The sequence below is a fragment of the Microcoleus sp. LAD1_D5 genome, from assembly GCF_036702115.1.
GTDB lineage: Bacteria > Cyanobacteriota > Cyanobacteriia > Cyanobacteriales > Microcoleaceae > Microcoleus.
The window spans coordinates 1-24,566 of sequence record NZ_JAUBSA010000050.1 but is presented as its reverse complement, the minus strand read 5'-3'; the positions used below and the strand labels follow the sequence as shown (position 1 = coordinate 24,566).

The following is a 24,566-nucleotide window of genomic DNA, read 5'->3' as shown; positions in this document are numbered from 1 at the left end:
GAACTCCATACTATCGGCAAGGGTTTCGGCTATCCTTAGATGAATATTAGAAAAAATACTAGCCTGTTGGCTGCGATACTATGTTGGAGCGAGAAATTCAGTAGGCTGAGACAAGTCAATTTCAACAAGCCTTGAGTCTTGTCAACAGACATTGATTATCTAGCGAGAGATTAAAGACCGCTAAAGTGAGGGGGCAGCATTGGGTAATCGGCGAAATGTTTACGCTTCCCTGGGCAACTAGGCCAAGGCGATTGAGTACCATCAGCAGTCGTTGACCATCCCCCGTAAGGTTCATAACTGCCAAAAATCGAGAGCCAAACATGATTAGACTTCCTGGAATTAAAGTTTTAGCCCAAATTTACGAAAGTGCCAATTCCCTGGTGTATCGGGGAATTAGAGAACAAGATCACAAAACAGTAATTCTCAAAGTTCTGAAACAAGACTATCCCACGCCCTTTGAGCTAACCCGATATAAGCAGGAATATGAAATCACCCGCAATCTGGACATAGATGGTGTGGTTAAACCTTATGCCTTAGAACCGTATCAAAGAACTTTGGTTATTATCTTAGAGGATTTTGGCGCATCATCCTTAAAACAATTGATGAATGACCGTGTAGGGACGCATGGCATTGCACCCCTACCAGAATTTCTCAACATCGCTATCAGAACGGCTGAGATTTTAGGTACTATTCACGCTGCCAATGTCATCCACAAAGATATTAATCCTGCCAACATCGTCTTTAACCCAGAAACAGGAATTATCAAAATTATTGACTTTGGTATCTCCACTCAATTAACCCGCGAAAATCCTACGCTGAAAAATCCCAATGTTTTAGAAGGCACTTTAGCCTATATATCACCGGAGCAAACGGGACGAATGAATCGTTCTTTAGATTACCGCACTGACTTTTACTCTCTCGGCGTTACCTTCTACGAACTACTTACGGGACAGTTACCTTTTGAAAGTACCGATGCGTTGGAACTGGTGCATTGTCATATCGCCAAACAGCCAATACCCCCTCATCTTTTAGGAGGAGGAGAGGGGGAGAGAGGGAGAGGGGGAGAACCTTGTCCTAAAGCCGTTTCGGATATTGTCATGAAGCTGATGGCGAAAATGGCAGAGGAACGATATCAAAGTGTCTGGGGACTCAAAGCTGATTTAGAAGAATGTCTCTTTCAGTTACAAGCTAATGGGACTATAGCAGATTTCCCTCTCGGTTCTAAGGATATTTCCGACAAGTTTCAAATTCCCCAAAAGCTTTACGGACGAGAGTCAGAAGTTAAAACCTTACTAACAGCGTTTGACCGAGTGAGTCAAGGCACAACTGAAATGATGCTAGTGGCAGGTTATTCCGGCATCGGTAAATCAGTATTGGTGGCAGAAGTTCATAAACCCATCACTCAAAAACGCGGCTATTTCATCTCCGGAAAATTTGACCAGTTTCAGCGCAATATTCCCTACTCAGCTTTTGTCAGTGCCTTTCAGGGATTGATGCGCCAACTGTTAACCGAAAGCGAAGCACAACTAAACCTCTGGCGAGAAAAACTCCTTGCTGCTTTTGGTTCCAATGGACAAGTGATTATTGAAGTGATTCCGGAAGTAGAACTGATTATAGGCAAACAACCACCCGTCCCAGAATTAAGCCCCGCTGAGTCCCACAATCGCTTTAATCGGGTTTTCCAAAACTTCATTCGGACATTTTGTGCAAAAGAGCATCCTTTAGTCATCTTTCTAGACGATTTGCAGTGGGCGGACTCGGCAACGCTCAATTTAATCGAACTGATAATGATGGATGCGAATACTCAATATCTCTTTTTGATTGGGGCGTATCGGGATAATGAAGTCAACCCCAATCATCCATTAATTATGGCTCTTGAAGAGATACGCTCTGAAGGGAAAATGGTTAATCAAATTACTCTAGCACCCTTACAGAACGAACATATTAATCAGTTGATTGCCGAGACTCTGCATAGTGATACCTCCTTCGTTAAGCCCTTGGCAGAATTAGTAGTACGAAAAACAGGAGGCAATCCTTTCTTTGTTAATGAATTTCTGAAAACTCTGCATACAGAAAATCTGCTCACCTTTCACCTCCCTCAGTCTTCCCTTGCTAAGAGAGAAAGTCAAGAGAAATTTTGGCAGTGGAATATTGCCGAAATTGAAGCACAAGGCATCACTGATAATGTGGTGGAATTAATGATTGGCAAGCTGAAGAAACTGCCAGAATCTACTCAGCAGGTTTTACAGTTAGCGGCTTGTGTTGGCGCTGATTTTGACTTAAGCACCCTCTCTATCATCTGTGAAAAATCACCAGCCAAAATTTCTCTAGACCTAACGAGAGCAGTGCAATTAGGGTTAATCCTACCCACGTCCGAGTTAAACGAAGAACTGTTAATTCAAGACTATAAATTCGCGCACGACCGGGTACAACAGGCAGCTTATGCTCTCATTGATGATGACCGTAAAAAAGCGGTACATCTTCAGATGGGTCGGCTGTTACGAGCGAATGTAGCAGATGAGGAGCTACCCGAAAAAATATTTAAGATAGTCGATCATCTGAATGTAGGGCGAGAATTGATAACAGATGAATCCGAACTTATTCGCTTAGCGCAATTGAATCTTGAGGCAGGAAAAAAAGCCAAAGATTCAATGGCTTATGCTGCTGCTTTAGCTCAATACTTCCTGACTGGGATAGAAGTTTTACCGGGGAATATTTGGAACGAGCATTACGAGCTGACCTTTAATTTATATCGAGAAAGGTCTGAGTGTGAATATCTCTGTGGCAACTTTAATAAAGCAGAAGAAGTCTTTGACCTCATTTTAACTCAGGCAAAATCTAATTTTGATAGAGCGGAAATTTATAGCATTTGTTTAGTGTTGTATGATACCACTGGCAAGTATTTAGAAGTGCTTTCTCTAGGTTCAAAAGCTTTAAAAGCTTTTGGCTTAAATTTACCTACAACCAACCAATCAGAAATCTTGTTATCAATCGAATCTGAGTTGCAGTTGTACCGAACCAATCTGGAAAAAATCAATATAGCGGAACTAATTGATGCCCCAGCAATGACAAATCCAGAGATAAAAGCCTGTATGAAGCTCTTAATGAATATGATTACGCCTGCTTATTACAGTGACCAAGATGTGTTTACTCTAAGCTCACTGAAAATGGTCAATCTTTCCATTCAACATGGTAGCTCAAAGGAATCAGCTTATGGATATGGTCTCTGGGGAACTCTAGCTGGTGCAAGACTATTTGACTATAAGGTGGGCTATGAATTTGGTCAACTAGCGATGAGGCTGACGGAGCAGTTTAATAATGCTAATTTAGCTTGCAAAGTCTTTAATATATTTGGGGCGCACACTAGCCCCTGGCGAAGCCATCTTAAGAAAAGTATTCCAATTCTGAGAAAGGGATACCTAGCAGGGGTGGAAACAGGAGATGTTTACATAGGACCTAATTCTTATAATTTGATTCTACAAAGAATTCTCGCCTCCGATAATTTTAGTAGTATTATTGAAGAATCCAGCAAGCATCTGAATTTTCTCAAGCAAATCAAAAATCATATCTTTGCTGAAGCCCAGCAACTGTATCAGCATTTTCTCTTCAATTTGCAGGGATTAACCCCAAACAAATTTTCTTTTAGTGATGATGAATTCAATGAAATTCAGTGCGTCCAGATGTGGCAGGAAAATACTTTCCTGCCTGGAGTAGCAGCGTATAACATCTTTAAAACCCAAATCTTATTTTTCTATGGGGATTATGAAAAGGCTTTAAATCAAGCAAGAGAAAGCCAGGAAACTCTGGTTTTTGTTACGGGTATAGCCGTTCAAGCCGAACATTACCTCTACTACTCCCTAACTTTAACTGCCCTTTATCCAACCGCCAGCTCCTCAAAACTGCAGGAATATTGGGAAACATTAGAAGCCAATCAACAAAAAATGAAAATTTGGGCAGATAACTGTCCAGAGAACTTCCTTCACAAATACCTGTTGGTGGAAGCAGAAATAGCTCGCATCTCTGGTAAAGAAATAGAAGCGACATGGGAGTTATACGATCGCGCGATCGCTTCAGCCCGTGAGAATGGCTATATCCAGAATGAAGCTTTGGGTAATGAACTAGCAGCTAAGTTTTGGTTAGGTAAAGGTAAAGAGAAGATTGCTCAACTCTACATGAGTGAAGCCCACTATGGCTACCAACACTGGGGTGCAACAGCCAAAGTGAACGACTTAGATACGCGCTATCCTCAGTTATTACAAAGAAAGACCTCGAACAGGGGAACACTTAGCACAAAGCTATCTACGCCGCCTACCACAACTGGTAGGAGCACTTCTTCGGCTCTGGATTTGACCACAGTCATGAAAGCTTCGCAAACCCTATCTGAAGAAATTGTGCTAGATAAATTACTGGCAAAATTGATGCGGATTATTATTGAGAATGCCGGAGCGCAAAAGGGCTTCTTGATTTTGGAAACTAAGGGGAAATTGCTAATTGAAGCTGAAGGCTCTGTGGATAAAGATGGCGTGACTGTGTTGCAGTCAATCCCTATCAAGTCTGTAGGGGAACCTGGGGATAAACTTTTAATTTCTCATATAATTGTTAACTATGTAGCTCGCACGCAGGAAAGTGTAGTCTTGAGCGATGCTGCTAATGACCCTAAATTTGCTAATTCCCCCTACATCAAAGTACATAAGCCTAAATCAATTTTGTGCTTCCCTCTCCAACATCAAGGTAAACTGGCAGGAATTATCTATTTAGAAAATAATCTAACCACAGATGCTTTTACTTCCGATCGCGTAGAACTCTTAAATCTGCTTTCCTCTCAGGCAGCAATTTCCATTGAAAATGCCCGTTTCTACAATAATCTCACCGAACTCAACCAAGCTTTTGAGCGCTTTGTCCCCCGTCAATTCCTCCAATTCTTGGATAAAGAAAGTATTATTGAGGTTAAAGTAGGCGACCAAGTTCAACAGGAGATGTCGGTACTCTTTTCCGATATTCGTGACTTCACAACTTTATCGGAAAGTATGACCCCTCAAGACAATTTCACATTTATTAATTCCTATTTGTCTCACATGGAGCCAGCTATTACTGAAAACCAAGGGTTTATTGATAAATATATTGGCGATGCAATTATGGCTCTATTTAGTGGTGAGGCAGATAATGCAGTGAAAGCAGGAATTGATATGCTGCACCGTCTTACCGAATATAATCAACATCGCACCGCTTCTGGATACGTGCCGATTAAGATTGGTATTGGCATCAATACAGGTTCTTTAATACTCGGTATGGTTGGGGGAAAAAACCGGATGGATAGCACGGTGATTAGCGATGCAGTGAATTTAGCCTCGCGGATAGAAAGCTTGACTAAACAATATGGGATTTCGATGTTAATTAGTCACCACACTTTCCAGTCTTTGCCAGATTCTAACCAGTATGCTATCCGTCTTATCGATCGCGTAAAAGTTAAGGGAAAATCAAAAGCGGTATCGATGTTTGAAGTTTTCGATGCCGATCCGCCTGAGACTTATGAGGGCAAGGTAGCCACGAGAACGCTATTTGAAGAAGCTTTGATACTCTACCATTTGCAAAAGCTTAGAGATGCTGAGCGATTATTTGCTGAGTGCCTGCGCCGCAATCCTACAGATAAAGCAGCTCAAATTTATCAACAGCGCTGCACTCAACCCGATCGGGACTAAGGAGGCGTTAGCTCAAATCTTGAAATGGGGGTTTGAGTAGCAATCGAGGCGTTGCTTAATCAGGGTATGAAAAAAATAAGTTGAAAATCCCCAAGCTTTGTGGATACTGGTTTCCATGACTGGCATATTTAGCCTTTCATACCATAAATCAGCAACGCCGGGAATTTTCCATTGCGCTTTTGAAGAGATATCGCAGGAGTCACCCAGTTTATGCACATTCAAAAAATAAATCATATCAAACCCTATTGATAGCAAAGGATTTGATATGAAGCGAATTCTATTAGCCAGGATTTGGTATAACGCAGTTTCTACAATTTGTCGATCGACCTTTTGGCTTGATCTGCCAGATTTTTCACCGCATTTTTAGCATCTTCTGCTGCGTGGCGGGCGGCAGCTTCGGCTTGTTTGGCTTTGCCTTCAACCTGGTCTTTTCTGTTGCCCGTGATACTACCGAAAATTTCCTGAGCTTTGCCTTCTAAATTTTTGCCGATCGCCTTAGCTCTGTCTTCTGCACTCATAATAAGCTCCGTTTGGCAAGTTGCTATAGTAACATTGTAAAATTAACTCGGCTGCAATTGCCTTTAACTTCATATTAATTTATATTCTGCTTGACCTCGGTCTTCTTCTGAGGATTTACTTCCGGCAAACTCGTCACTCAAAAAGCCAAGGATTTTTTTTGACAACTGTATACATCCGTCAAATTCGTCATAAACAACTATTTCAAACTCGCCGCAGCAACTTTAATCGGTTCCAGCAATTCTAAGGGCAAATGCAGCATATTCAATTGGGTGCTATCTGCTGCTTTCCTTTCAGGATCGGGGCCGTGATAATCGCTGCCACCAGTTGCCAGCAAACCGTAATGAAGACACAAATCTTTCAACTTTTGGATTTGGCTAGAACTGTGGCTGGGATGGTATACTTCAACTCCCATTAAACCAGCATCTACTAATTCTTTTAAGACTTCCTCAACAGCGCCGCCGCGAAATAAATAAGGGTGAGCCCAAACTGGTACTGCGCCGCAACTCTTCAGTAAATCAATGCCTTCGACGATCGAGAATTTCTCGTAATGAACATAAGCCGGGCCGTCATCTCCCAGCCAGCGATCGAATGCTTCCCGCGATGATTTCGCGTGACCGGCTTTTACCAGCGCAGAGGCAATGTGAGGCCTTCCCGGTGCCATTCCTGGGGATGTTTTTGGCAGTTCGATCGCGTATCCCATAGCTGCTAATTTTTCGACCATTTCCTGCGATCGGCGAAACCTTCCTTCCAGGCGATCGTTCAAAGGAACGCGCAACTTATTTGCATCGGGATAAAAACCTAAAATGTGCAGCGAACGGCCGTTGTGAACGGTGCTGAGTTCGAGTCCGGGGACTATTTCGATACCGTGCAAAGCAGCAGCGGCGAAGGCTTCATCCCAACCCGACATCGTATCGTGATCGGTGACGGCCAAGGCGCGAACCCCCGAAGAAGCGGCGGCGGCTACGAGTTCGGCAGGGGTGAGAGTGCCGTCGGAATAAGTAGTGTGGCAGTGGAGTTCTAGCATTTTTTCTGGTAAGTTAAAGTCTGTGAAACCTGCAATTATTCCCCTCACTCACGCGACATATATCGTCCCTGCGCTCGACAAGTTTTTGGGTAATTTCAATCTATTAGCTGTAATAAATTTTCGCGCCTTTAAGTGGGAGATTTATGTTTATTAAAAGCTGGCGTGGGGTGGGCATCTTGCCCGCCTTTTCAGTTGAATTTAGATACAGAACACCTTAGCTATTTCTTGATTTCTCGCATTGGATGAAGGACACCCTCTGGCAATTTGGAAGGAATCGGCGATATTTCCATACTTTGTATGTTGTGAACTGGGATAACTACCAGTTTATCTGCCAATTCGAGAATTATCGGGTCTGCCGTCAACATTTTGTGCAGGCGAGTGCCTAAAGTTGCTTGCTCTCCTACTGTTCCCTCTGGCGCAATGAACTGGAAGTGTTGCTGTTTGCCGTTGGTATAGTGGATTATCAGATCGATTATTCTTTCTTGGTTGGTTGCTTGCATAAATTTTTTTTCACTAACAGTCATCGGGACTTGGCAAAATTAACAATAAATCAAAACTGGCGATCGCACCACGATTGGAAAGCTCGTTGGAAAGATTTTGACCAAACGAGGCTGTCGGTATGAAAGTCCGGTTACTGCCAATTTTACCACAAAAACTGTACGGAAACTCGCCAACTTACCCAGTATACAATTGGCAGTCGCGCTGTCTTTGCTCCTCAATGCGCGAGAGCCTTCGCCAGCAATATTTGGTCGATCGGGCTTTCTTCTATGCCAGTTGGCAAAGTGGCTCAATTTAGCCTCTCTAGCGACTTGACTCAAAGCGGTCTCAAGTCATACAGCAGAGGCATTTGAGCGCTTTGGGTGTCAAGGTTTTTCGAGGTGGGAACTGTGGAGGTTAGGATAGTGGCATTCTGCTGTCACTGCCGTAGAGGATTGTTTTATAAATTAATAACATAACATTCAGGTACAGCTTATGAAATCCACACTTTGTTTTCCCGAAACTTCTCTTCACTCTAACGCAGTCACTGTTAATAATAATGCTATTGACTCTTGTATCCTTACAGCTTGGATTGACTTAGTAGGAGGAGATTTTGAAAGCTTGGGAGGAGATGATTGGCTTCCCTTGTGCGGCGACATTGATGACGGCGAAATTTACCGGGAATGGTTTTTTTGGCAAGACAGCGAAGTAACTCAAGAGTGGGAAGGTTACGATCCAATTACTAATTATCGAGTTGTGGCCTCTAGCCGAGAGATGCTGATTTCTAAAATTGATCAAATAGAAGATGCCAGAAAAATTTAGCTGTTCGGGACAAGGTTAAATCTTGATGCTCAACTTTAATATGAATTCTGTAAACCTACCCGGTTTCTTGGCCTAAAGGCATTAAAGAAACCGGGTTTTTCAGACCCCAACTCTAGGTTTGGGTTTAATTTCACGGGCAAAACCTAATAATTTATGTTGCTACTGCTTTTTGTTTTTCTCGTTCTAACTTGCGTTGCTTCAAGGCTGCAAGATTTTGTTTAATCGTGTCGATCGCAAATCCCGCCCCCTGCTGTTGGTATAATTCGCTGGCACGGATCAAATCTGCAACAGCCTCGTCATCCGATCGCAAATTTGCAAAAGCCAATGCACGATTGTGGTAAGCTTCTGCCAAAGTTGAAAATTGTTCTAAAGCGCTGGTAAATTTATCTTTGGCTTTGCGGTACTTTCCCGACTGATAAGCCTCAATTCCTTGTTGAAAATAAACGGAAGCTTTACTGCCGCTGTCGGTATCGGGAAATTCTGGGTAAGTTAAAATTGGTTCTTTAAAGAGTACAGAAATGCTGCCATTGCCGAAGTAAGCCCAAGTCATTGTTCCAAACCCAATCCCCAGCACAAGGGCAATAATGACAGACAGAGCAATAAAATTGGTGAGTTCCATAGAGCAATATTTGTTGTATTATAATATGATAAGTTAATTCCTAAATTCTGCAACAATGGCTGCGCGGATTGACCTCAACTGGAAATGGTTTTTCGGATCGCTAGCTTTAGTATTGTCGATCGGCTTAAGGATTGCAACTGCAAATTCGGACGCAGCCACCAACGCCCAAACTCAAGCAGGGTGGCAATTGTTGCAGCGGGGGGAGACGGGGTTGGTGGTAGCAATGCGACACGCGATCGCCCCAGGTACGGGAGATCCTGCTAACTTTAAGTTGGGTGACTGTTCCACCCAGCGCAATTTATCAGCACAGGGAAGAACCCAAGCCCAGCAAATTGGAGCCGAATTTCGCAACCGCAACATCAAAGTTGCCAGAGTTTTATCGAGTCAGTGGTGTAGGTGTTTGGAAACAGCAAAACTGATAAATTTAGACAAAATCGAACCGTTCCCAGCGCTGAACTCGTTCTTTAGCGATAGCAGCAAAGAAGCCAGACAAACAGCAGCAATTCGCAAATTAATTGTTGACAACCGCAACACAAAAGGCGCGATTATTCTGATAACGCATCAAGTAAATATTACCGCGATTACTGATATTGTACCGCAAAGCGGCGAAGCTGTGATTATCCAAGGCTCTCGACAAGGTAAAATTAAAATACTCGGACGAATTGGAGGATTTTAAAGAGATAGAAAGTTATAATATTACCAATTCCCCATTACTAATTCCCCATTAGCAATTTATATGAGTTTCCAATACAGCGCCGCCCTAGTTACTTTAGCAGACCTTGATAAGGAAGTTCTCGTTAAATTTTACACAAAATTTCTAGACATAGAACCCAACCCTTATATTCCCAATACTTATGCCGAATTTCAACTGCCCGGCTTAAGACTCGGCATCTTCAAACTCAAAGATTCCCACAAATCGGAATTTGCAAATCGAGCCAAAACAGGCATCAGTTTGTGTTTGGAAGTCAGCGATATCGAAACTGCGATCGCCCGAATTTGGGCTTTAGGTTATCCGCCCAGCGGAGAAATTATCAAAGCTTCTCACGGTCTAGAAATCTATGCCTTCGATCCGGCAGGCAACCGCATAATTTTACATCAATCCCATGAGAATGTAGGATGATGGCTAATGATTTGTGAACTCTCGACTTTCCTTCGCGTCATAAGCGTCTTCGCGGTTCGTTCAAAAAAATATCTAGTTCACAACCCGCTGAGGATTGCTATATAAGTTATGCAATTGCTTCACCACCTTCGCAATCACATTGTCAAACCCGCCTCTACAACTCAAAACGGCCTTAACTACCTAATTAGTTCAGCAAAACTATAAAAACTGATAATTAATAACAGCAATGCTGTCAGGTGAGTTAGCTGAAATTGAGGCTGCGGGCCGATCGATTCCCGCACCAAAATTGAAAAAGACGAACCAATTATATAACTCAGAGACAGCGTTAAATATTGCCACTGCAATGTTACACTCCACAGCCCGAGCAAAATCATCGCTAAAGTCAACATCACCAACTCAACAAAGCGAGGCGGATTGTGCTGAGTAGACAGAATCAAAGTGTCCAACCAATATTGCCAAGGTCTCATGTGTTAGCGATCGAGCTTTTAGATTTAGCCTTATAGCTTAACCTACGATCGCCATTCAGTTTGTTGCTGCAAACACCTTAAAGCCTCCGCAGTCTCAACCTGCGGAAATTGCCCATAAAAGCGACTGACACTGTAAAAAGGGTGAGGAGTCTCCAAGACGATCACCTTATCAGCCATCTGGGCCAAAAATCCCATCAAATCTGCCGGGGCGACAGGCGCGCAAATCCACAAAGCCAGCGGTTGCTGCGACTCCAAAGCCTTAGCCGCCACAGCCATCGTCATCCCCGTAGCAATGCCGTCATCTACCAAAATCGCCAAAGCCCCGGCCGCGCTCACATTGGGGCGTCCAGGAGACAAATCCGCCAGCAGAGATTGAGCATTATTTTGAGCCACGGGCAGTGCTAATTTTTGCAAGCGTAAATTGTGCTGCTTTTGCTTTTGCCAGAGAACGTGGCCGTCAGCAGTTGCAGCCCCGATCGCCAATTCTAAATTATCTGGGCGAGTAATTTTCTTGGCAACAACCACATCCAAAGGACAGCCCAAGCGACGCGCAATCGGCACAGCAACGGGCAAACCCCCGCGCGGCAAGGCGTAAACAATCGGTTTCACCGCCTTCTGTGTCATTAAATTCAACTTGCCGAACTCGTCCACAACTGCCTCGGCCAGTTTTTCGCCTGCATCGGCGCGATCGTCAAAAAACGGGTTAGAGAACATATTTTTGCCTGTACGAGCTCAACGAAATAATGTGAGACTTGCGAGTATTAATTTGAGATTGTGCGATCGACAGCATCCTATACAAGCTTCTAGCCAAACTCAAATCACCAAACCCGATCTAAACTATAAACTCTAGACTCAAAAAAATCTCCCTAATTGTAAAATTTATGTCCAGCGACTTGCAACTGAGCCTTTTTGACAACAATCAAAGTGCCACTTTCCAAACTGACTCAATACCAGCAAATGCCAAAATTCCCATTCCTCCGGGCACTTATCAAAATATGGAACAAATTGGCGAGCACTGCAACCGCTGTCACCGCTGCGAATTAGGCAATACGCGCACTCACGCCGTCATCGGGCGCGGCAATCCTCAAGCCTCAATTTTGATTGTGGGAGAAGCGCCCGGACAAAACGAAGACGAAACCGGATTGCCCTTCGTCGGGCGATCGGGCAAACTGTTAGATAAGATTTTAGAATCCGTGGGATTGAGTGCAGAAACCGACGTATTTATTGCCAACGTCATCAAATGTCGCCCTCCCAACAACCGCCCTCCGACAGCAAAAGAAATCGAAGCTTGCAAACCTTACTTGCTCGAACAAATTCGCATCTTAGACCCCAAAATTATTTTATTAACTGGTGCAACAGCCCTCAAAGGTTTGCTAAGCGACAAGCGGCCCATTAGTAAAATCAGAGGTCAATGGATTGAATGGGAAAATCGTTTGTGTATGCCAATTTTCCACCCGTCGTACTTGCTGCGAAACCCCTCCCGCGAACCGGAAACTCCGAAATGGTTTATGTGGCAAGATATGCAAGCTATCAAGGCTAAATTGGATGAATTAAAATAGTAATTGTCATGAATTTTTGTGGTTTATTTGTAGGGCGTGTTCACCAAAAATCTTTAATTCTCACCCACAATCTACAAAAACCAGCCCCACTCAACCCAAAATTCGTGAATTTTCTTACACATTTGTTCTGAACAGGCAAGATGCCTGTTCCACACACAAAGAGTAATTTTTTTTACACCTTTGTTCTAAACAGGCAAGATGCCTGTTCCACAATCACAATTATTTCTTGTGGGGTGGGCGTCTCGCCCGCCCAAAAATACAATTTAGTGACGAGACTACTTATTTTTTGCCTGACAATCGCGCAACCACAAACGAATAGCCTCAGCAATTTCGCTTTCACTATCTTGACCTAATAAAGGACGAATATCCGCCGCAGTACCAAACCGAGAAACCATTTTTGCTAATTCCCACCCATTCGCAGTTTTCATAAAAAACAACCAATGATATTGCTGAATTTCGACTCGTTTTCCCCCGCGATACTGCCGTTCCAAAGTAGTAATGAAAACTTGACTGGCATTTTCAGGAAGCGCATCTTCAAAATTTAAAGGTAACGGTTTAAACTCCGGGCGGCCCGCTAAAATTATTTGAGGCAGCGCGTAACCAGGCGGTGTATTAGTGTTAGGAGAAAAGTGTGATCGCACAATTACGCGATTAGCATAACTCGGCAAATCTTGTAACAGGCGATCGACCAAAGTTTCTAAATCAGCGGGACAGGGCGATCGCACTAACAAATCATACCGACTGGCATTGATACTGTGAGTATGATTTGTCACAAAATTAACTGCCCAAGTCGGAGTTGCCACCGCAGATATCAGCAGATAAACACAGATGAACGCAGATAAAATTCCATTGGCGTTCATGGGCGTTCATCTGCTGTAAAAAACAACATTCATATTGTTATTCAATCTCTTCACAAATCCGCGCAAAAGCCGCCGCCGGATCGTCGGAAGCCGTAATCGGCCGCCCAATCACCAGATAATCCGCACCAGCTTTCAAAGCCGCCTTCGGAGTCATCGATCGTTTTTGATCGCCGCCATCGGCCCATTTCGGACGCACACCGGGACAAACTAACAGAAAATCATCCCCGCAACTCATTCTTAACTGTTCCACTTCTTGCGGAGAACAAACAGCACCAGCTAAACCCGTTTCCTTAGCCAACAATGCCATGTGTAAAGCAAATTCTGGCAACTCCAAAGGTATTTTCAACTCAAAAGCCAACTGTCGCGAATTCAAACTCGTCAACAGAGTAATTGCAATCAACTTAGGAGTCGGTCGATCGACAGCCGCCGCCCCTTCAGTCAAAGCCAACTGTGCCGCTTTCAAAGCATCTTTACCACAAGTAGAATGGATCGTCAATAAATCCACATTGTACTTAGCAGCAGCACGACAAGCACCAGCCACAGTATTCGGGATATCGTGAAACTTCAAATCGAGAAAGATCCGCTTTTCCCGCTGTTTTAAAATTTCCAAAATCCCCGGCCCGGAACTCACAAACAGTTCCAAACCCACTTTCCAGAAAGATACATCAGGCAGTTTGTCCAGAAGTGCGATCGCCTCTTCTTGACTCGAAACATCCAAAGCCACAATAATTCGATTATCAGCGTTCATTAGCGTTCATCTTCAGTATTCATCTGCGGTTAAAAAAGACATTCAAGACACCAATCGCACAAACTTATTCTTCCCAACCTGCAAAACCTTACCGCATAAATCAACAGGTGATTCAAAAGTAAGATTAACATCAGAAACCCGATCGCCCTCCAACTTCACCCCGCCGCCCTGCATCAACTTCCGCGCATCACCGCTGCTTTTACAAAGCCCGCTAGCACTCAGAATATAAAACAACTTAGCCGGAAACTGCACACTTGCCAAAGAAAACTCCGCCACAGCATCAGCTTGTCCAGCAGCACCTTTAACCAGCGCAATTGCATCTTGTTGTGCGCGATCGGCTGCTTCCTTTCCCCGATACTGGCGCACCACATCCAAAGCCAAAAGTTTCTGTTTTTCTCGGGGATTTTCGGGCAATTCATCAAGCGGCAAATCTGTCAACAGTTCAAAATATTGGGCGATCGAACTATCAGCAATTTTCTCCAACTTAGAATACATAGTCAGCGGATCTTCCGACAAACCCACATAATTGCCCAAAGACTTCGACATCTTCTGTACGCCGTCAGTCCCTATCAAAATCGGCATCAGCAAACCAAACTGCGGCTTCATCCCAAAATGCCGCTGCAAATCTCTCCCCACCGCAATATTAAACTTTTGGTCGGTTCCGCCCAACTCCACATCCGCTTCCAAAGCCACCGAGTCGTAACCCTGCATTAGTGGATACAGAAACTCATGCAGATAAATCGCATTCTCCTGCTGCATCCGATTATCAAATCCCTCTTTAGCGAGCATCTGCTGCACCGTCATGGTCTTCAGCAGTTCCAAAATCTTCGCCAAGTCCAATTTCGACAACCACTCGGAGTTATAGCGAATTTCCAAACGACCGGGTGTGTCAAAATCTAGAATCGGACGCACTTGGTCTAAATAAGTCTTGGCATTTTCCGCCACTTGTTCGGCCGTCAACTGGCTACGCATCTCCGACTTCCCTGTCGGATCGCCAATTCTGGCCGTAAAATCTCCGATCAGCAGTACGGCTGTGTGACCGGCATCTTGAAAAGCCCGCAGCTTGCGGACGCAAATGCTGTGTCCCAAGTGAATGTCACTCCCTGTCGGGTCAATTCCCAGTTTGACGCGCAAGGGTCGATCGACTTTTGCCAGGAGTTGGGCTAAATTTTCGTCAGGGTTGCTAGAATCAGGTCGATCTGGAAAAATCTCGCTGACGCCGCGGTAAAGCGCTGAAAGGTTAGGAGTTATCATCGGGGAGCGATCGTCCATCATATTTTGCCAAAGTGCAGCAGAATTAGTTACACTCACTGGTTGACGCATAAAAACATAACTATCACGCTACTATAATCCCAAAGCTGACCGGCTTTCATTAGCTGACAGTCTCTAGGGTTCGCATCTAAAATTAAAAGTCTTAAACCCCAAATCGAGTGAGGAAGTGAAATCCACGTGTCAACCAACGCAGTCCGCAATAACACGGAAAACTCAGCCCCCGTATTCGAGTTTGTTCAGTCAGTCAGTAAAGTGACCGCCGGAACCATACTCAGCATGACAATGCTTGCCAGTTCCGTAGTCGCTGGTGGACTGGTTGGCTTAGCGATCAGCTTCCGAAATTTGCCAGATGTTCGGATCTTGCAAACCTACTCTCCCACAGAAACTACCCACATTTACGACATCAACGGCAAGCCGCTAGCCAGTATCCACGATGAAGCCAACCGGGATGTCGTACCCCTTGACCAAATCTCCCCGAACCTGAAACGAGCTGTTCTGGCGATCGAAGATAGCAACTTCTTCACCCACAAAGGCATCAACCCCGGCGGGATAGCCCGAGCTCTGATAGTCAACCTAGAGAAAGGTAGAACCGTTGAAGGGGGCTCAACTATGACTATGCAGCTAGTCAAGAACCTGTTTCTTTCTCCACAGTCAAAATTTAGTCGCAAGGTAGCTGAAGCGGTAATGTCTATCCGCTTGGAGCAAATTCTCAACAAAGACCAAATTCTGCAACTATACCTGAATCAAATCTACTTAGGTCACAACTTGTACGGCGTAGAGACAGCCTCTCGAAGCTATTTCAACAAGTCAGCAAGTAATTTGACTCTTTCAGAAGCAGCGATGCTGGCAGGCTTAATTTCGGCCCCCGAAGAATACAGTCCTTTCGTCAATTACAAGTTGGCAAAAGAGCGGCAAACCCTCGTTTTAGGCCGCATGAAGGATCTTAAATGGATTACGCCGGCCCAAGAAACTGCAGCCCGCCAGGAAAAAATTAAGCTAGGCAAAATTACCTCTTTTGGCGGCTCTCAAGTTCCTTACGTAACACAAGCCGTAGTCCAGGAACTGACAAGGCGTTTTGGGCGAGATGCCGTGGTTAAGGGAGGAATGCGCGTTCAAACCACGATCGACCTCAAAATGCAGCGCATAGCCGAAGAAACCGTCAAAGCGTGGCACAATCGGCTTTACTACCAAGGCCTGTTTTACGATCGCCAGGAAGGTCAAATTGCCCTAGCCGCCGTCGATCCCCGCACCCACTTCGTCAAAGCAATGGTGGGCGGCGTCGATTACGAAAAGAGTCAGTTCAATCGCGCCATTCAAGCACGTCGCCAGCCCGGATCTTCTTTTAAGCCCTTTATCTACTACGCTGCCTTTGCTAGTGGCAAATACGCCCCGGATTCAGTTGTCTACGACTCTCCTGTCGGCTACCGCGACGGCGACGGCTACTACTACCCTCAAAACTACGGCGGTGGCTTCTCCGGTGCAGTCAGCATCCGCAGAGCTTTGGAAGTCTCTCTCAACATTCCCGCCGTCAAGCTTGGCCAAGAAGTCGGATTGAATAAAGTGATTGAGATTTGCCGGGTGCTCGGCATCAGAAGTCCGATGGAACCGGTGGTTTCTTTGCCCTTGGGTGCCGTTGACTTGACTCCTTTAGAAATGGCCGGAGCTTTTGCTACCTTCGCAAACAACGGCTGGCATTCTGACACCACGTTTATCGTGCAAGTCACTGACAGCAGCGGCAACGTCTTGCTCGACAATACGCCCAAACCCAAATTAGTTCTCAATTCCTGGGCGGCGGCATCTGTCAACAGCGCCCTGCAAGGGGTAATTAGCAGCGGAACGGCAAGGGCTGCTCAACTAGGGCGACCGGCTGCTGGGAAAACTGGTACAACTTCCTCTGAACGGGATATCTGGTTTGTGGGTTACGTGCCGCAGTTGTCGGTGGCTGTTTGGATGGGCAACGACAATTATAGACCGATGAGCTACGGTGCTACTGGCGGTACTATTGTCGCCCCTGTTTGGCGTGATTTTATGAGCCAAGCTTTGGAAGGCGTTCCCGCAGAAAATTTCAAACCTGCTTCATCTTTTGAGCGGCCTTAATTATCAGTCATTAGCGATTAGTGATTAGTCATTAGGGATTGGGGATTGGGCATTGGGAATAATTTCTTTTTCTTCCTTCTTCCTTCTTCCTTCTTCCTTCTTCCTTCTGCTCACTAGGATTGTTTTTCGAGCTCAGATTTCATCCGCTCCAGCGTTGAGTTCATTTGCTCAAACATCTGCTGGGGCGTGATGCCAAATTGATTGAGCTGTGTTTTTAACTGCTCTACAGTCATCTGAGCCATGAAGTCCTCAGACAGCTCAAAGCGCTTCATAAAAATACGGTAGCGCTCCATCATTGATTCCATCTGAGCGATGAACATTTTCTTGCCTTCGCGATCGAATTTGCCGTAATTGCCACCTAGTTTGATGAGAGATTGATAGTCTTCAAACAACAGCTTGGCTTCTTGCTGAACAATTTCGGAATCAAAAAATCCCATAGCTTTCCTAATTTTTTAATATTCAACTAATTTTGATCGAGGCGAGAACTCCCGCTGCTTTTTGTACTATTTTATCAGTTGCCCGAGGAACTCCCTACCCCTCAAGGTACAAGAATAAGTAGAAATTGCCGTACAGCATAAGGCATGGGAATGGAGAATGGGGAATGGGGCATTGGGCATTGGGCATTGGGCTTGCGATGACAACAGTCAACAGTCAACTGACAACTGTCAACTGTCAACTGACTTCAAACTTCCCCGATGCGTTCTAGAGGCCAAAACCGCACTACAGCGCGGCCGATGATATTCTGCTTAGGTAAAAATCCCCACCTGCTGGAGTCGTTGCTGTTGTTGCGGTTGTCTCCCATCACAAAGTATTCATTTTCTGGGACGCGATAAGGCCCCCACTGGTATTTAGGAGGTTCGGCAATATATTTTTCGACGAGGGGTTGGTCGTTGAGATAAACTAAACCTTTTTTAACGGAGACGGTTTGACCCGGTAAGCCAATTATCCGCTTGATGAATGCTTGGTCTTGGGTAAAGCCTTGTTCTTGCAACTTTTCGGGCGGGGCAAATACTACGATGTCGCCAGTTTTGGGAGGTTCGAGGTAGTAGGAGATTTTTTCGACTACGACGCGATCGCCCACGTGCAGAGTGGGTATCATAGAATCTGAGGGTATATAGCGTGGTTCGGCGACCAAGGCTCGAATCACTATTGCTAAACTCAAAGCAATCATCACTATCTGAAGATTTTCTCGCTGCGACTTCCACGCTTTTTGCCACCAGCTTTCAGGCGGATTTTCTGCTACTTCTGTACCCAAATTCTTTTTTTCAGATGTCATTTATTTCTCCACTATATAGTTCTTGCTAATTATCTAATTGCCATTGAAGTAGCTCGCTCTAATTAAACGTAAAACTTTGTTGGGGTATTCAGAAACCCGGAAGGGCGAACACGGGGGCACCGTCCTACAGAAACCGAGTCGCTCGGTCTCATATTTTTTGAGACGAAGATACTTAGAAAAGTAAGCGTACATTCTGTTGATATTAACTCATAAAAAAGGCAGAGAACTAAGATTCTCTACCTTTTTTATGTGAGGATTTTGAGTTGTTTGCGACTGCGAGATTGGTTATTTCCAAACTTAACTCGCGATCGCACTTACTCAATCTTACTCAGCGCCTTGGGGCAGCAATTCCCGCTTTTGACCTTGCAGCACCTTAATAATTCCGTCCTCGCCCACATCCACAACAGCGGTGTCGCCGTCTTTGATGCGGCCCGAAAGGATTTCCTCCGCCAAGCTGTCTTCCAACAACCGCATGATGGCGCGGCGTAGGGGTCGGGCTCCGTAGCTGGGGTTGTAGCCTTCTTCTACCAGCCGTTCTTTGAATTTTTCGGTCACTTCCAGGGTGATTCCCTGTTCTGTCAAACGACCGAACACTTCTTTGAGCATGATGACGGCGATTTCCTTGACTTCTTCCTTGTTCAACTGGCGGAAGACGATAATTTCGTCGAGCCTGTTGAGGAATTCGGGGCGGAAGTAGTTTTTGAGTTCTTCGTTAACCAAAGAACGAATGCGGTTGTAATTAGCATCGGCTTGGTTGTCGCTGAACTCGAAGCCGAGGCCGCCGCCACCTTTTTCAATCACCTTAGAACCAATGTTAGAGGTCATGATCAGCAGCGTATTTTTGAAGTCTACGGTGCGACCTTTGGCATCAGTTAAACGGCCGTCTTCCAATATTTGCAAAAGCATATTGAAGACATCGGGGTGGGCTTTTTCGATTTCGTCGAACAGCACGACTGTGTAAGGACGGCGGCGGACTGCTTCTGTGAGTTGGCCGCCTTCGTTGTAGCCGACGTAGCCCGGAGGGGAACCGATGAGTTTGGAGACGGTGTGACGTTCCATGTACTCCGACATATCCAACCGAATCATGGCGTCTTCGGAACCGAAGAAGTAGCCGGCTAGGGCTTTGGTGAGTTCGGTTTTGCCGACGCCTGTGGGGCCAGAGAAGATGAAACTGGCGATCGGGCGATTGGGATTTTTCAAGCCAACGCGAGCGCGACGGATGGCGCGGGAAACGGCTTTCACTGCTTCTTCCTGGCCGATCAAGCGCTGGTGCAAGGTATCTTCCATGTGCAGCAGCTTTTCGGATTCGGATTCGGTCAGTTTGTTGACCGGGACGCCCGTCCAGCTTGCCACGATTTGAGCGATATCTTCTTCGGTGACAACTGGCGATGGGTCGGTTTCGCCGGTGCGGGCCGAGTCGGTTTTTTTGGCTTGGGAAATAGCGCGAATTTCGGCTTTGATGGTCATTTCCCGATCGCGCAATTCGCCCGCTTTGTCAAAGTCTTGAGAACGCACCGCTTCGTCTTTATCTTTCAGGACTTGGCGCAGTTCTTTGTCGAGTTCTTTGGCTGCGGGGGGCAGTTGGGAGTTGATCAGGCGGACTCTCGAACCTGCTTCGTCTACCAAGTCAATTGCTTTGTCTGGGAGGAAGCGATCGGAGATGTATCGGTGAGAGAGTTTGGCTGCGGCTTCCAGGGCCGTATCCAAGATTTTCAGCTTGTGGTGCTGTTCGTAGCGTTCTCGCAAGCCGAAGAGAATCTCGATCGTCTCGTCAACAGTGGGTTCGCCGACCATGACGGGCTGGAAGCGCCGCTCTAGGGCTGCGTCGCGCTCGATGTGCTTGCGGTACTCGTCTAGGGTGGTAGCGCCGATACACTGGAGTTCGCCTCTAGCCAAAGCCGGCTTAAGAATGTTGGCTGCGTCGATCGCCCCTTCAGCAGCACCTGCACCTATCAAAGTGTGCACTTCGTCAATCACCAAAATCACGTTACCCGCTGTGCGGATTTCGTCCATGATTTTTTTGAGGCGTTCTTCAAATTCGCCCCGGTATTTGGTACCAGCGACGAGCAAGCCGATGTCGAGGGTGACGACGCGCTTTTCTTCGAGGATGTCTGGGATATCGTTGTTAGCAATGCGCTGGGCGAGACCTTCGGCGATCGCTGTTTTACCGACTCCGGGTTCCCCGATGAGCACCGGGTTATTTTTGGTGCGGCGACCGAGGATTTGAATTACCCGTTCGATTTCTTTTTGGCGTCCGACTACTGGGTCTAGTTTGCCATCGACCGCCATTTGAGTGAGGTTGGCTCCAAATTCATCGAGGGTTGGGGTTTTGGTGCGAGCGCCGCCGCCAGTGGCTGCGACTTCTGCGGTTTCTCCCAGCATCCGAATCACTTGGGTGCGGACTTTCGACAAGTCTACTCCCAGATTTTCTAAGACTCTAGCCGCTACTCCTTCACCTTCGCGGATCAGGCCCAGCAGCAGGTGTTCGGTGCCGATGTAGTTGTGTCCGAGTTGGCGAGCTTCTTCGAGGGACAGTTCTAGAACCCTCTTGGCGCGGGGGGTGAACGGAATTTCGACTGCTACGAAGCCAGAGCCGCGCCCGATGATTTTTTCAACTTCAATCCGAGCATCTTTGAGGTTGACCCCCATTGATTTGAGGACTTTAGCTGCAACCCCGGTTCCTTCTCCGATCAGACCCAGGAGGATCTGTTCTGTCCCTACGAAGTTGTGACCCAGGCGGCGAGCTTCTTCCTGGGCCAACATGATTACTTTTATTGCTTTTTCTGTGAAGCGTTCAAACATGATTTATTCCCATCACCTGCTGCTATGTGCCCGTTTCGAGGTCACGCTCGCACAACGAGCGTTTATTTTCTCGTAGGGACAGGGCATTGCCCTGTCCCTACTCGTACTGCTTATTCTAGCGCGACACTCCCAACCGATCTGCCGCACTCGGCTGCGGTTGCAGATTCCAGGCTCATGTTGCAGGGTGGCTTTCAACTGGGAAGACCCAAATGGTGGCTGACCTACAACCTCCCCTAGACTGCAAGAAGATTGCTCTTCTCGGTCTGTGCCCAACCTACGACTACTTATTGATGGATTCTAGCACAATCTTTTTGGCTGTCATGCAGGTGCAAAAGTGATAATTCTCGAAAGTATAGGGCTATTTTTTTACAAAACTTATTGGTTAGGTCGATCGATCTAGCACATTGAAAAAAAGTTACGACTCACGCATGGCAGCCCAGAAACCGGTTTTTTTTTACGAAAAGACGCGTTGTAGCCCGCACACGGGCGTAAAAAACCCGGTTTCTAAGCGTCAGAGTGCGTCCAAGACTGAAAGTTTGTAGTTGCGGGAGCGCGCAACTACAAACCTAAAAATCCCTTGTAGTGTTGCTAAACTTTGAGGATTGACAACTCACAGCGGTCTCTGCAAAACCGGAGAAAGGTCAAGCCTAAAATATCCTTACAGGGAACAGTAGTTCCGAAGCCCAGAGACCGTCAATCTTTGCAATCAATTCACTTCCAGACCAGAGAAAGGTTTGATTGATGACGTTTTGCGCCTCAATATTGACGCCACCTACAATTATGTCAGTTGCTGCATTAAAGTTAACCATTTGGGCGTAATCATTTCCACCACCGACTGAGTACCAATTTGTCGTGTTATCACCAATATAAAATGCGTTAACCGAGTTACCGCTGGTGCCAATTAAAGTATCTACCTCAACACCAGACGGCCCGTTGCTTTCTGAACCTGTTAATATGTTCTGACCCGCACCACCTCCGAGAGTGTCGTTCCCCAAACCACCAAACAAGATATTAATGCCGTTTCCACCAGTGAGAACATCATTACCCTCGTCACCGCGAATGGTATTTGTGCCATTTCCGGCATTAATGTCGTCATTTCCAGCCCCGCCATTAATGGTGTCATTCCCTGTACCGGCAGCGATCAAATCACCACCAGCTTCCCCAAATATCACATTATTCCCATCTGAGCCACCAAGGGCATCAACTCCAGCCCCGCCGAAGATGAGGTCACTACCTGTGCCAGCATAGACAGTATCGTCTCCATCCCCAAAATAATAAGTATGGTTGCCGTTGTTGTTGTAATATTTCCCAAAAATCCCAGTTCCTGTTAATACGTCGTTGCTGTTAGTCCCATAGATGAAGCGATCGTTGGTTCCGCCATTAAGCTTAGCAGCAACCAGAAACAAAGGATTATCTTGAGCATCAACGGGAATCACTCCTTCATGCACTTGAAGAGAGTTAAGAGAATCCCCTCTATAGAAGTTTGGTCGAAATTGATGATCGGGCTGCGTGTCAGTCAGACCGAGAATATTGGTAGCTAAACGAGAATTATCGGCTGCATCAGTTTTAACCAAATTTGTGTAGGCGGTCACGACACGGCTGTGTTGAGCAGCTTGGTCTACGGGATTCAGGGGATTGGTGCCGAAGTCAAACAGGAAAGATTCCCTGGCGGTTCCAGCTTGAGCTTCATTTCCTGATACACTACTGATGCCATTAAAACTCCTTCTTGAAGCCGTAGCACCAAAGTCTAAGCGTTCGATTGGGTCTGCAATTCCTCCATTCCTTACATATCCATTTGATAGGTCAGTATCGAAGCCATTAATTCTATCGTATGGACTGACAAGTCTCGCACTATTTGATGCTGGGTCAAGGGCTGTAACCGAACCAACTTGACTCCCATAGGTAATATTGAAACTCGCGGCAAGTTCGCTGGCAAGGTTAGCACCAAGACTATGACCAACAATATTGAGTGCTGTGGCTGGTATTCCCCACTCCACAAGTTTGTTTCGGACTGTTGTTGCCACTGGAGTAATCCATGAACCAGACCTGTAAAGGTCTCCTATAGCGATCCCTGCTGCTGCATTATTTGTTGGGGTGCCGCTCACTTGCGTCCAGTCAAGGGCTAAAACTGTATCGTTTGGGTTAGCATCATCGATGGCTGTCGCCAGAGTTGCATCAAAAGAATCGCTGGGTGCTGTGAAACCAGGAAGCAGCAACCATACTTTTTGACCAGTCCATCGATCGGCAGAGGGAACCCCGAAGGGCGCACGGATATTTATTTGACGTTGACTAGGACTAAAAGCATTGGTAGGTGGTCTGTTAGTTTCGCCACCTGTCACCAAAAACGGAGTATCTATCGCTGTCATTGCCTCTTCCTCTCAAGTTATGTTGGTAAAGATGATTAATTGTTGGACTTTCTCCACAAGTGAGCTGCACCCAAGCCCAAAAAACCCAACAATGAGGCCAATGGGGAGTCTCCGGTACGGGAGTAGGAGGAGATTCGTTAATTTCTAAGGTCACTAGCCCCTCACCTCCAATAGTTCCATTTCGCAAGACGAACTTAAATATCCCACGATCTACAAACATAAATCCGTTATTTCCACCCCAAACTCCGCCATCATTTCCAGGAGCAACTTGAAAGCCAAATTGAATTGGAAGTCCGTTCTCAAAAGCTAAAACAGGATTATCTGGGAAGTTGAAATCATCACTGGCCGTATAGGTGACAGGAGTTAAGCCTGTAGCAAAGTCCAGAAATCTAAAGTTAAAAGACAGCAGCCCCCGTATATCTCCATTTCCGCCATTGATGGTCATGAACTCCGAGCCGACTTTTGTCAGATGTGTATCGTCGTAGGAAAAGTCCCCGGTGTAGACACTAGCGAAGTTGGGATCTGTGACTTTGACGACGTTAACTTTGATTGTGCCTGCTATTGTGGCTGCCATAACAGGCTCTCCTGCTAATGTAGATATTAAATATGTTGCCACGATAGCGGTCAGTCCATATTTTATGTTCATTAGATATTCCTGCTTTGAAAATTTCACCCACAACAGTGAGTTTTTTTAGGGCCGTAGCAATTAACGAAAACAACATCTTGCAATAAAGATTAAAGCTTCTTAGCGGTATTATATACCAATACTCCGGACAGTTTTTAAAGAGGGATGCGACGCCTACGGCAAGCAACGCTTACGCAATAAATCACAGAAGCGA

General features: G+C 45.8%; 21 protein-coding genes. 6 read left to right on the top strand and 15 right to left on the bottom strand.

Translation table 11 applies throughout. The annotated features are described in order from the left end of the window. Positions 1-320: 320 nt before the first annotated feature. On the top strand, positions 321-5,699 hold the full coding sequence (locus QUA70_RS19490; protein ID WP_333349337.1) for an AAA family ATPase: 5,379 nt from the start codon (positions 321-323) through the stop codon (positions 5,697-5,699). 12 nt (positions 5,700-5,711) lie between these two features. Here QUA70_RS19490 and QUA70_RS19485 read toward each other — a convergent pair whose 3' ends face one another. The 4 genes from QUA70_RS19485 to QUA70_RS19470 form a co-directional block, all read right to left on the bottom strand. Further along, a complete protein-coding gene (locus QUA70_RS19485; protein WP_333410549.1) occupies positions 5,712-5,933 on the bottom strand; it encodes a hypothetical protein in 222 nt (73 codons plus the stop codon). Positions 5,934-6,007: 74 nt separating this feature from the next. Beyond that, positions 6,008-6,217 carry a CsbD family protein gene (locus QUA70_RS19480; protein WP_333215835.1) on the bottom strand — a complete coding sequence of 70 codons (210 nt, stop codon included), beginning with the start codon at positions 6,215-6,217 and terminating at the stop codon, positions 6,008-6,010. Between the two features lie 197 nt (positions 6,218-6,414). Then, positions 6,415-7,242 carry a PHP domain-containing protein gene (locus QUA70_RS19475; protein WP_039886987.1) on the bottom strand — a complete coding sequence of 276 codons (828 nt, stop codon included), beginning with the start codon at positions 7,240-7,242 and terminating at the stop codon, positions 6,415-6,417. Positions 7,243-7,460: 218 nt separating this feature from the next. After that, positions 7,461-7,742, bottom strand: coding sequence for a hypothetical protein (locus tag QUA70_RS19470; RefSeq protein WP_333349339.1), 282 nt, complete (start codon positions 7,740-7,742; stop codon positions 7,461-7,463). Positions 7,743-8,214: 472 nt separating this feature from the next. On the opposite strand from QUA70_RS19470, the gene QUA70_RS19465 reads away from it, so the two are divergent. Further along, positions 8,215-8,541 (top strand): hypothetical protein, encoded by a 327-nt coding sequence (locus QUA70_RS19465; protein WP_333349342.1) that lies wholly within the window; start codon positions 8,215-8,217, stop codon positions 8,539-8,541. Positions 8,542-8,692: 151 nt separating this feature from the next. On the opposite strand, the gene QUA70_RS19460 is transcribed toward QUA70_RS19465, so the two are convergent. Then, complete coding sequence (locus tag QUA70_RS19460; RefSeq protein WP_333349344.1) at positions 8,693-9,160, bottom strand: hypothetical protein; 468 nt, start codon at positions 9,158-9,160, stop codon at positions 8,693-8,695. Positions 9,161-9,215: 55 nt separating this feature from the next. Between QUA70_RS19460 and QUA70_RS19455 the strand changes: the two genes are divergently transcribed. Next, complete coding sequence (locus QUA70_RS19455) at positions 9,216-9,836, top strand: histidine phosphatase family protein (RefSeq protein ID WP_333349346.1); 621 nt, start codon at positions 9,216-9,218, stop codon at positions 9,834-9,836. 60 nt (positions 9,837-9,896) lie between these two features. Further along, positions 9,897-10,280, top strand: coding sequence for a VOC family protein (locus QUA70_RS19450; protein ID WP_333334153.1), 384 nt, complete (start codon positions 9,897-9,899; stop codon positions 10,278-10,280). Positions 10,281-10,456: 176 nt separating this feature from the next. On the opposite strand, the gene QUA70_RS19445 is transcribed toward QUA70_RS19450, so the two are convergent. Together QUA70_RS19445 and QUA70_RS19440 are read right to left on the bottom strand one after the other, a co-directional pair. Beyond that, positions 10,457-10,717 (bottom strand): hypothetical protein, encoded by a 261-nt coding sequence (locus QUA70_RS19445; RefSeq protein ID WP_445301495.1) that lies wholly within the window; start codon positions 10,715-10,717, stop codon positions 10,457-10,459. Between the two features lie 72 nt (positions 10,718-10,789). Then, positions 10,790-11,461, bottom strand: coding sequence for a phosphoribosyltransferase family protein (locus QUA70_RS19440; RefSeq protein WP_333349348.1), 672 nt, complete (start codon positions 11,459-11,461; stop codon positions 10,790-10,792). A gap of 167 nt (positions 11,462-11,628) precedes the next feature. On the opposite strand from QUA70_RS19440, the gene QUA70_RS19435 reads away from it, so the two are divergent. Beyond that, positions 11,629-12,306 carry a uracil-DNA glycosylase gene (locus tag QUA70_RS19435; RefSeq protein WP_333334157.1) on the top strand — a complete coding sequence of 226 codons (678 nt, stop codon included), beginning with the start codon at positions 11,629-11,631 and terminating at the stop codon, positions 12,304-12,306. A gap of 275 nt (positions 12,307-12,581) precedes the next feature. Here QUA70_RS19435 and QUA70_RS19430 read toward each other — a convergent pair whose 3' ends face one another. From QUA70_RS19430 to tyrS, 3 genes are read right to left on the bottom strand one after another with little or no spacing between them, the layout of a single operon-like run. After that, positions 12,582-13,166 (bottom strand): hypothetical protein, encoded by a 585-nt coding sequence (locus tag QUA70_RS19430; RefSeq protein ID WP_333334159.1) that lies wholly within the window; start codon positions 13,164-13,166, stop codon positions 12,582-12,584. 37 nt (positions 13,167-13,203) lie between these two features. Further along, the gene (pyrF, locus tag QUA70_RS19425; protein ID WP_333334162.1) at positions 13,204-13,914 is read right to left on the bottom strand and encodes an orotidine-5'-phosphate decarboxylase; all 711 of its coding nucleotides are present in this window, start codon (positions 13,912-13,914) and stop codon (positions 13,204-13,206) included. Between the two features lie 42 nt (positions 13,915-13,956). Next, positions 13,957-15,189 (bottom strand): tyrosine--tRNA ligase, encoded by a 1,233-nt coding sequence (gene tyrS, locus QUA70_RS19420; protein ID WP_333349352.1) that lies wholly within the window; start codon positions 15,187-15,189, stop codon positions 13,957-13,959. Positions 15,190-15,363: 174 nt separating this feature from the next. On the opposite strand from tyrS, the gene QUA70_RS19415 reads away from it, so the two are divergent. Then, on the top strand, positions 15,364-17,283 hold the full coding sequence (locus QUA70_RS19415) for a transglycosylase domain-containing protein (protein WP_333334164.1): 1,920 nt from the start codon (positions 15,364-15,366) through the stop codon (positions 17,281-17,283). A 113-nt stretch (positions 17,284-17,396) separates the two neighbouring features. Here QUA70_RS19415 and QUA70_RS19410 read toward each other — a convergent pair whose 3' ends face one another. From QUA70_RS19410 to QUA70_RS19390, 5 genes are all read right to left on the bottom strand, one after another. Continuing rightward, complete coding sequence (locus QUA70_RS19410) at positions 17,397-17,720, bottom strand: DUF1825 family protein (RefSeq protein ID WP_006632589.1); 324 nt, start codon at positions 17,718-17,720, stop codon at positions 17,397-17,399. Between the two features lie 245 nt (positions 17,721-17,965). Next, positions 17,966-18,559, bottom strand: a complete 594-nt coding sequence (gene lepB, locus QUA70_RS19405; protein WP_333334166.1) for a signal peptidase I — start codon at positions 18,557-18,559, stop codon at positions 17,966-17,968. Positions 18,560-18,883: 324 nt separating this feature from the next. Continuing rightward, positions 18,884-21,361, bottom strand: coding sequence for an ATP-dependent Clp protease ATP-binding subunit (locus QUA70_RS19400; RefSeq protein WP_333334167.1), 2,478 nt, complete (start codon positions 21,359-21,361; stop codon positions 18,884-18,886). A 647-nt stretch (positions 21,362-22,008) separates the two neighbouring features. Beyond that, positions 22,009-23,727 carry a hypothetical protein gene (locus tag QUA70_RS19395; RefSeq protein WP_333349350.1) on the bottom strand — a complete coding sequence of 573 codons (1,719 nt, stop codon included), beginning with the start codon at positions 23,725-23,727 and terminating at the stop codon, positions 22,009-22,011. Continuing rightward, entirely contained in the window at positions 23,681-24,301 is a 621-nt protein-coding gene (locus QUA70_RS19390; protein ID WP_333334171.1) for a hypothetical protein, read from the bottom strand. Before QUA70_RS19390 ends, QUA70_RS19395 begins: the two co-directional genes overlap by 47 nt. Positions 24,302-24,566: the final 265 nt, after the last annotated feature.

Excerpts from the sequence above, each read along its gene's own strand:
- QUA70_RS19490 (WP_333349337.1), top strand. The coding sequence starts at position 321 with ATGATTAGACTTCCTGGAATTAAAGTTTTAGCCCAAATTTACGAAAGT.
- QUA70_RS19485 (WP_333410549.1), bottom strand. The coding sequence starts at position 5,933 with ATGATTTATTTTTTGAATGTGCATAAACTGGGTGACTCCTGCGATATC.
- QUA70_RS19480 (WP_333215835.1), bottom strand. The coding sequence starts at position 6,217 with ATGAGTGCAGAAGACAGAGCTAAGGCGATCGGCAAAAATTTAGAAGGC.
- QUA70_RS19475 (WP_039886987.1), bottom strand. The coding sequence starts at position 7,242 with ATGCTAGAACTCCACTGCCACACTACTTATTCCGACGGCACTCTCACC.
- QUA70_RS19470 (WP_333349339.1), bottom strand. The coding sequence starts at position 7,742 with ATGCAAGCAACCAACCAAGAAAGAATAATCGATCTGATAATCCACTAT.
- QUA70_RS19465 (WP_333349342.1), top strand. The coding sequence starts at position 8,215 with ATGAAATCCACACTTTGTTTTCCCGAAACTTCTCTTCACTCTAACGCA.
- QUA70_RS19460 (WP_333349344.1), bottom strand. The coding sequence starts at position 9,160 with ATGGAACTCACCAATTTTATTGCTCTGTCTGTCATTATTGCCCTTGTG.
- QUA70_RS19455 (WP_333349346.1), top strand. The coding sequence starts at position 9,216 with ATGGCTGCGCGGATTGACCTCAACTGGAAATGGTTTTTCGGATCGCTA.
- QUA70_RS19450 (WP_333334153.1), top strand. The coding sequence starts at position 9,897 with ATGAGTTTCCAATACAGCGCCGCCCTAGTTACTTTAGCAGACCTTGAT.
- QUA70_RS19440 (WP_333349348.1), bottom strand. The coding sequence starts at position 11,461 with ATGTTCTCTAACCCGTTTTTTGACGATCGCGCCGATGCAGGCGAAAAA.
- QUA70_RS19435 (WP_333334157.1), top strand. The coding sequence starts at position 11,629 with ATGTCCAGCGACTTGCAACTGAGCCTTTTTGACAACAATCAAAGTGCC.
- QUA70_RS19430 (WP_333334159.1), bottom strand. The coding sequence starts at position 13,166 with ATGAACGCCAATGGAATTTTATCTGCGTTCATCTGTGTTTATCTGCTG.
- pyrF (WP_333334162.1), bottom strand. The coding sequence starts at position 13,914 with ATGAACGCTGATAATCGAATTATTGTGGCTTTGGATGTTTCGAGTCAA.
- tyrS (WP_333349352.1), bottom strand. The coding sequence starts at position 15,189 with ATGATGGACGATCGCTCCCCGATGATAACTCCTAACCTTTCAGCGCTT.
- QUA70_RS19410 (WP_006632589.1), bottom strand. The coding sequence starts at position 17,720 with ATGGGATTTTTTGATTCCGAAATTGTTCAGCAAGAAGCCAAGCTGTTG.
- lepB (WP_333334166.1), bottom strand. The coding sequence starts at position 18,559 with ATGACATCTGAAAAAAAGAATTTGGGTACAGAAGTAGCAGAAAATCCG.
- QUA70_RS19400 (WP_333334167.1), bottom strand. The coding sequence starts at position 21,361 with ATGTTTGAACGCTTCACAGAAAAAGCAATAAAAGTAATCATGTTGGCC.
- QUA70_RS19395 (WP_333349350.1), bottom strand. The coding sequence starts at position 23,727 with ATGACAGCGATAGATACTCCGTTTTTGGTGACAGGTGGCGAAACTAAC.
- QUA70_RS19390 (WP_333334171.1), bottom strand. The coding sequence starts at position 24,301 with ATGGCAGCCACAATAGCAGGCACAATCAAAGTTAACGTCGTCAAAGTC.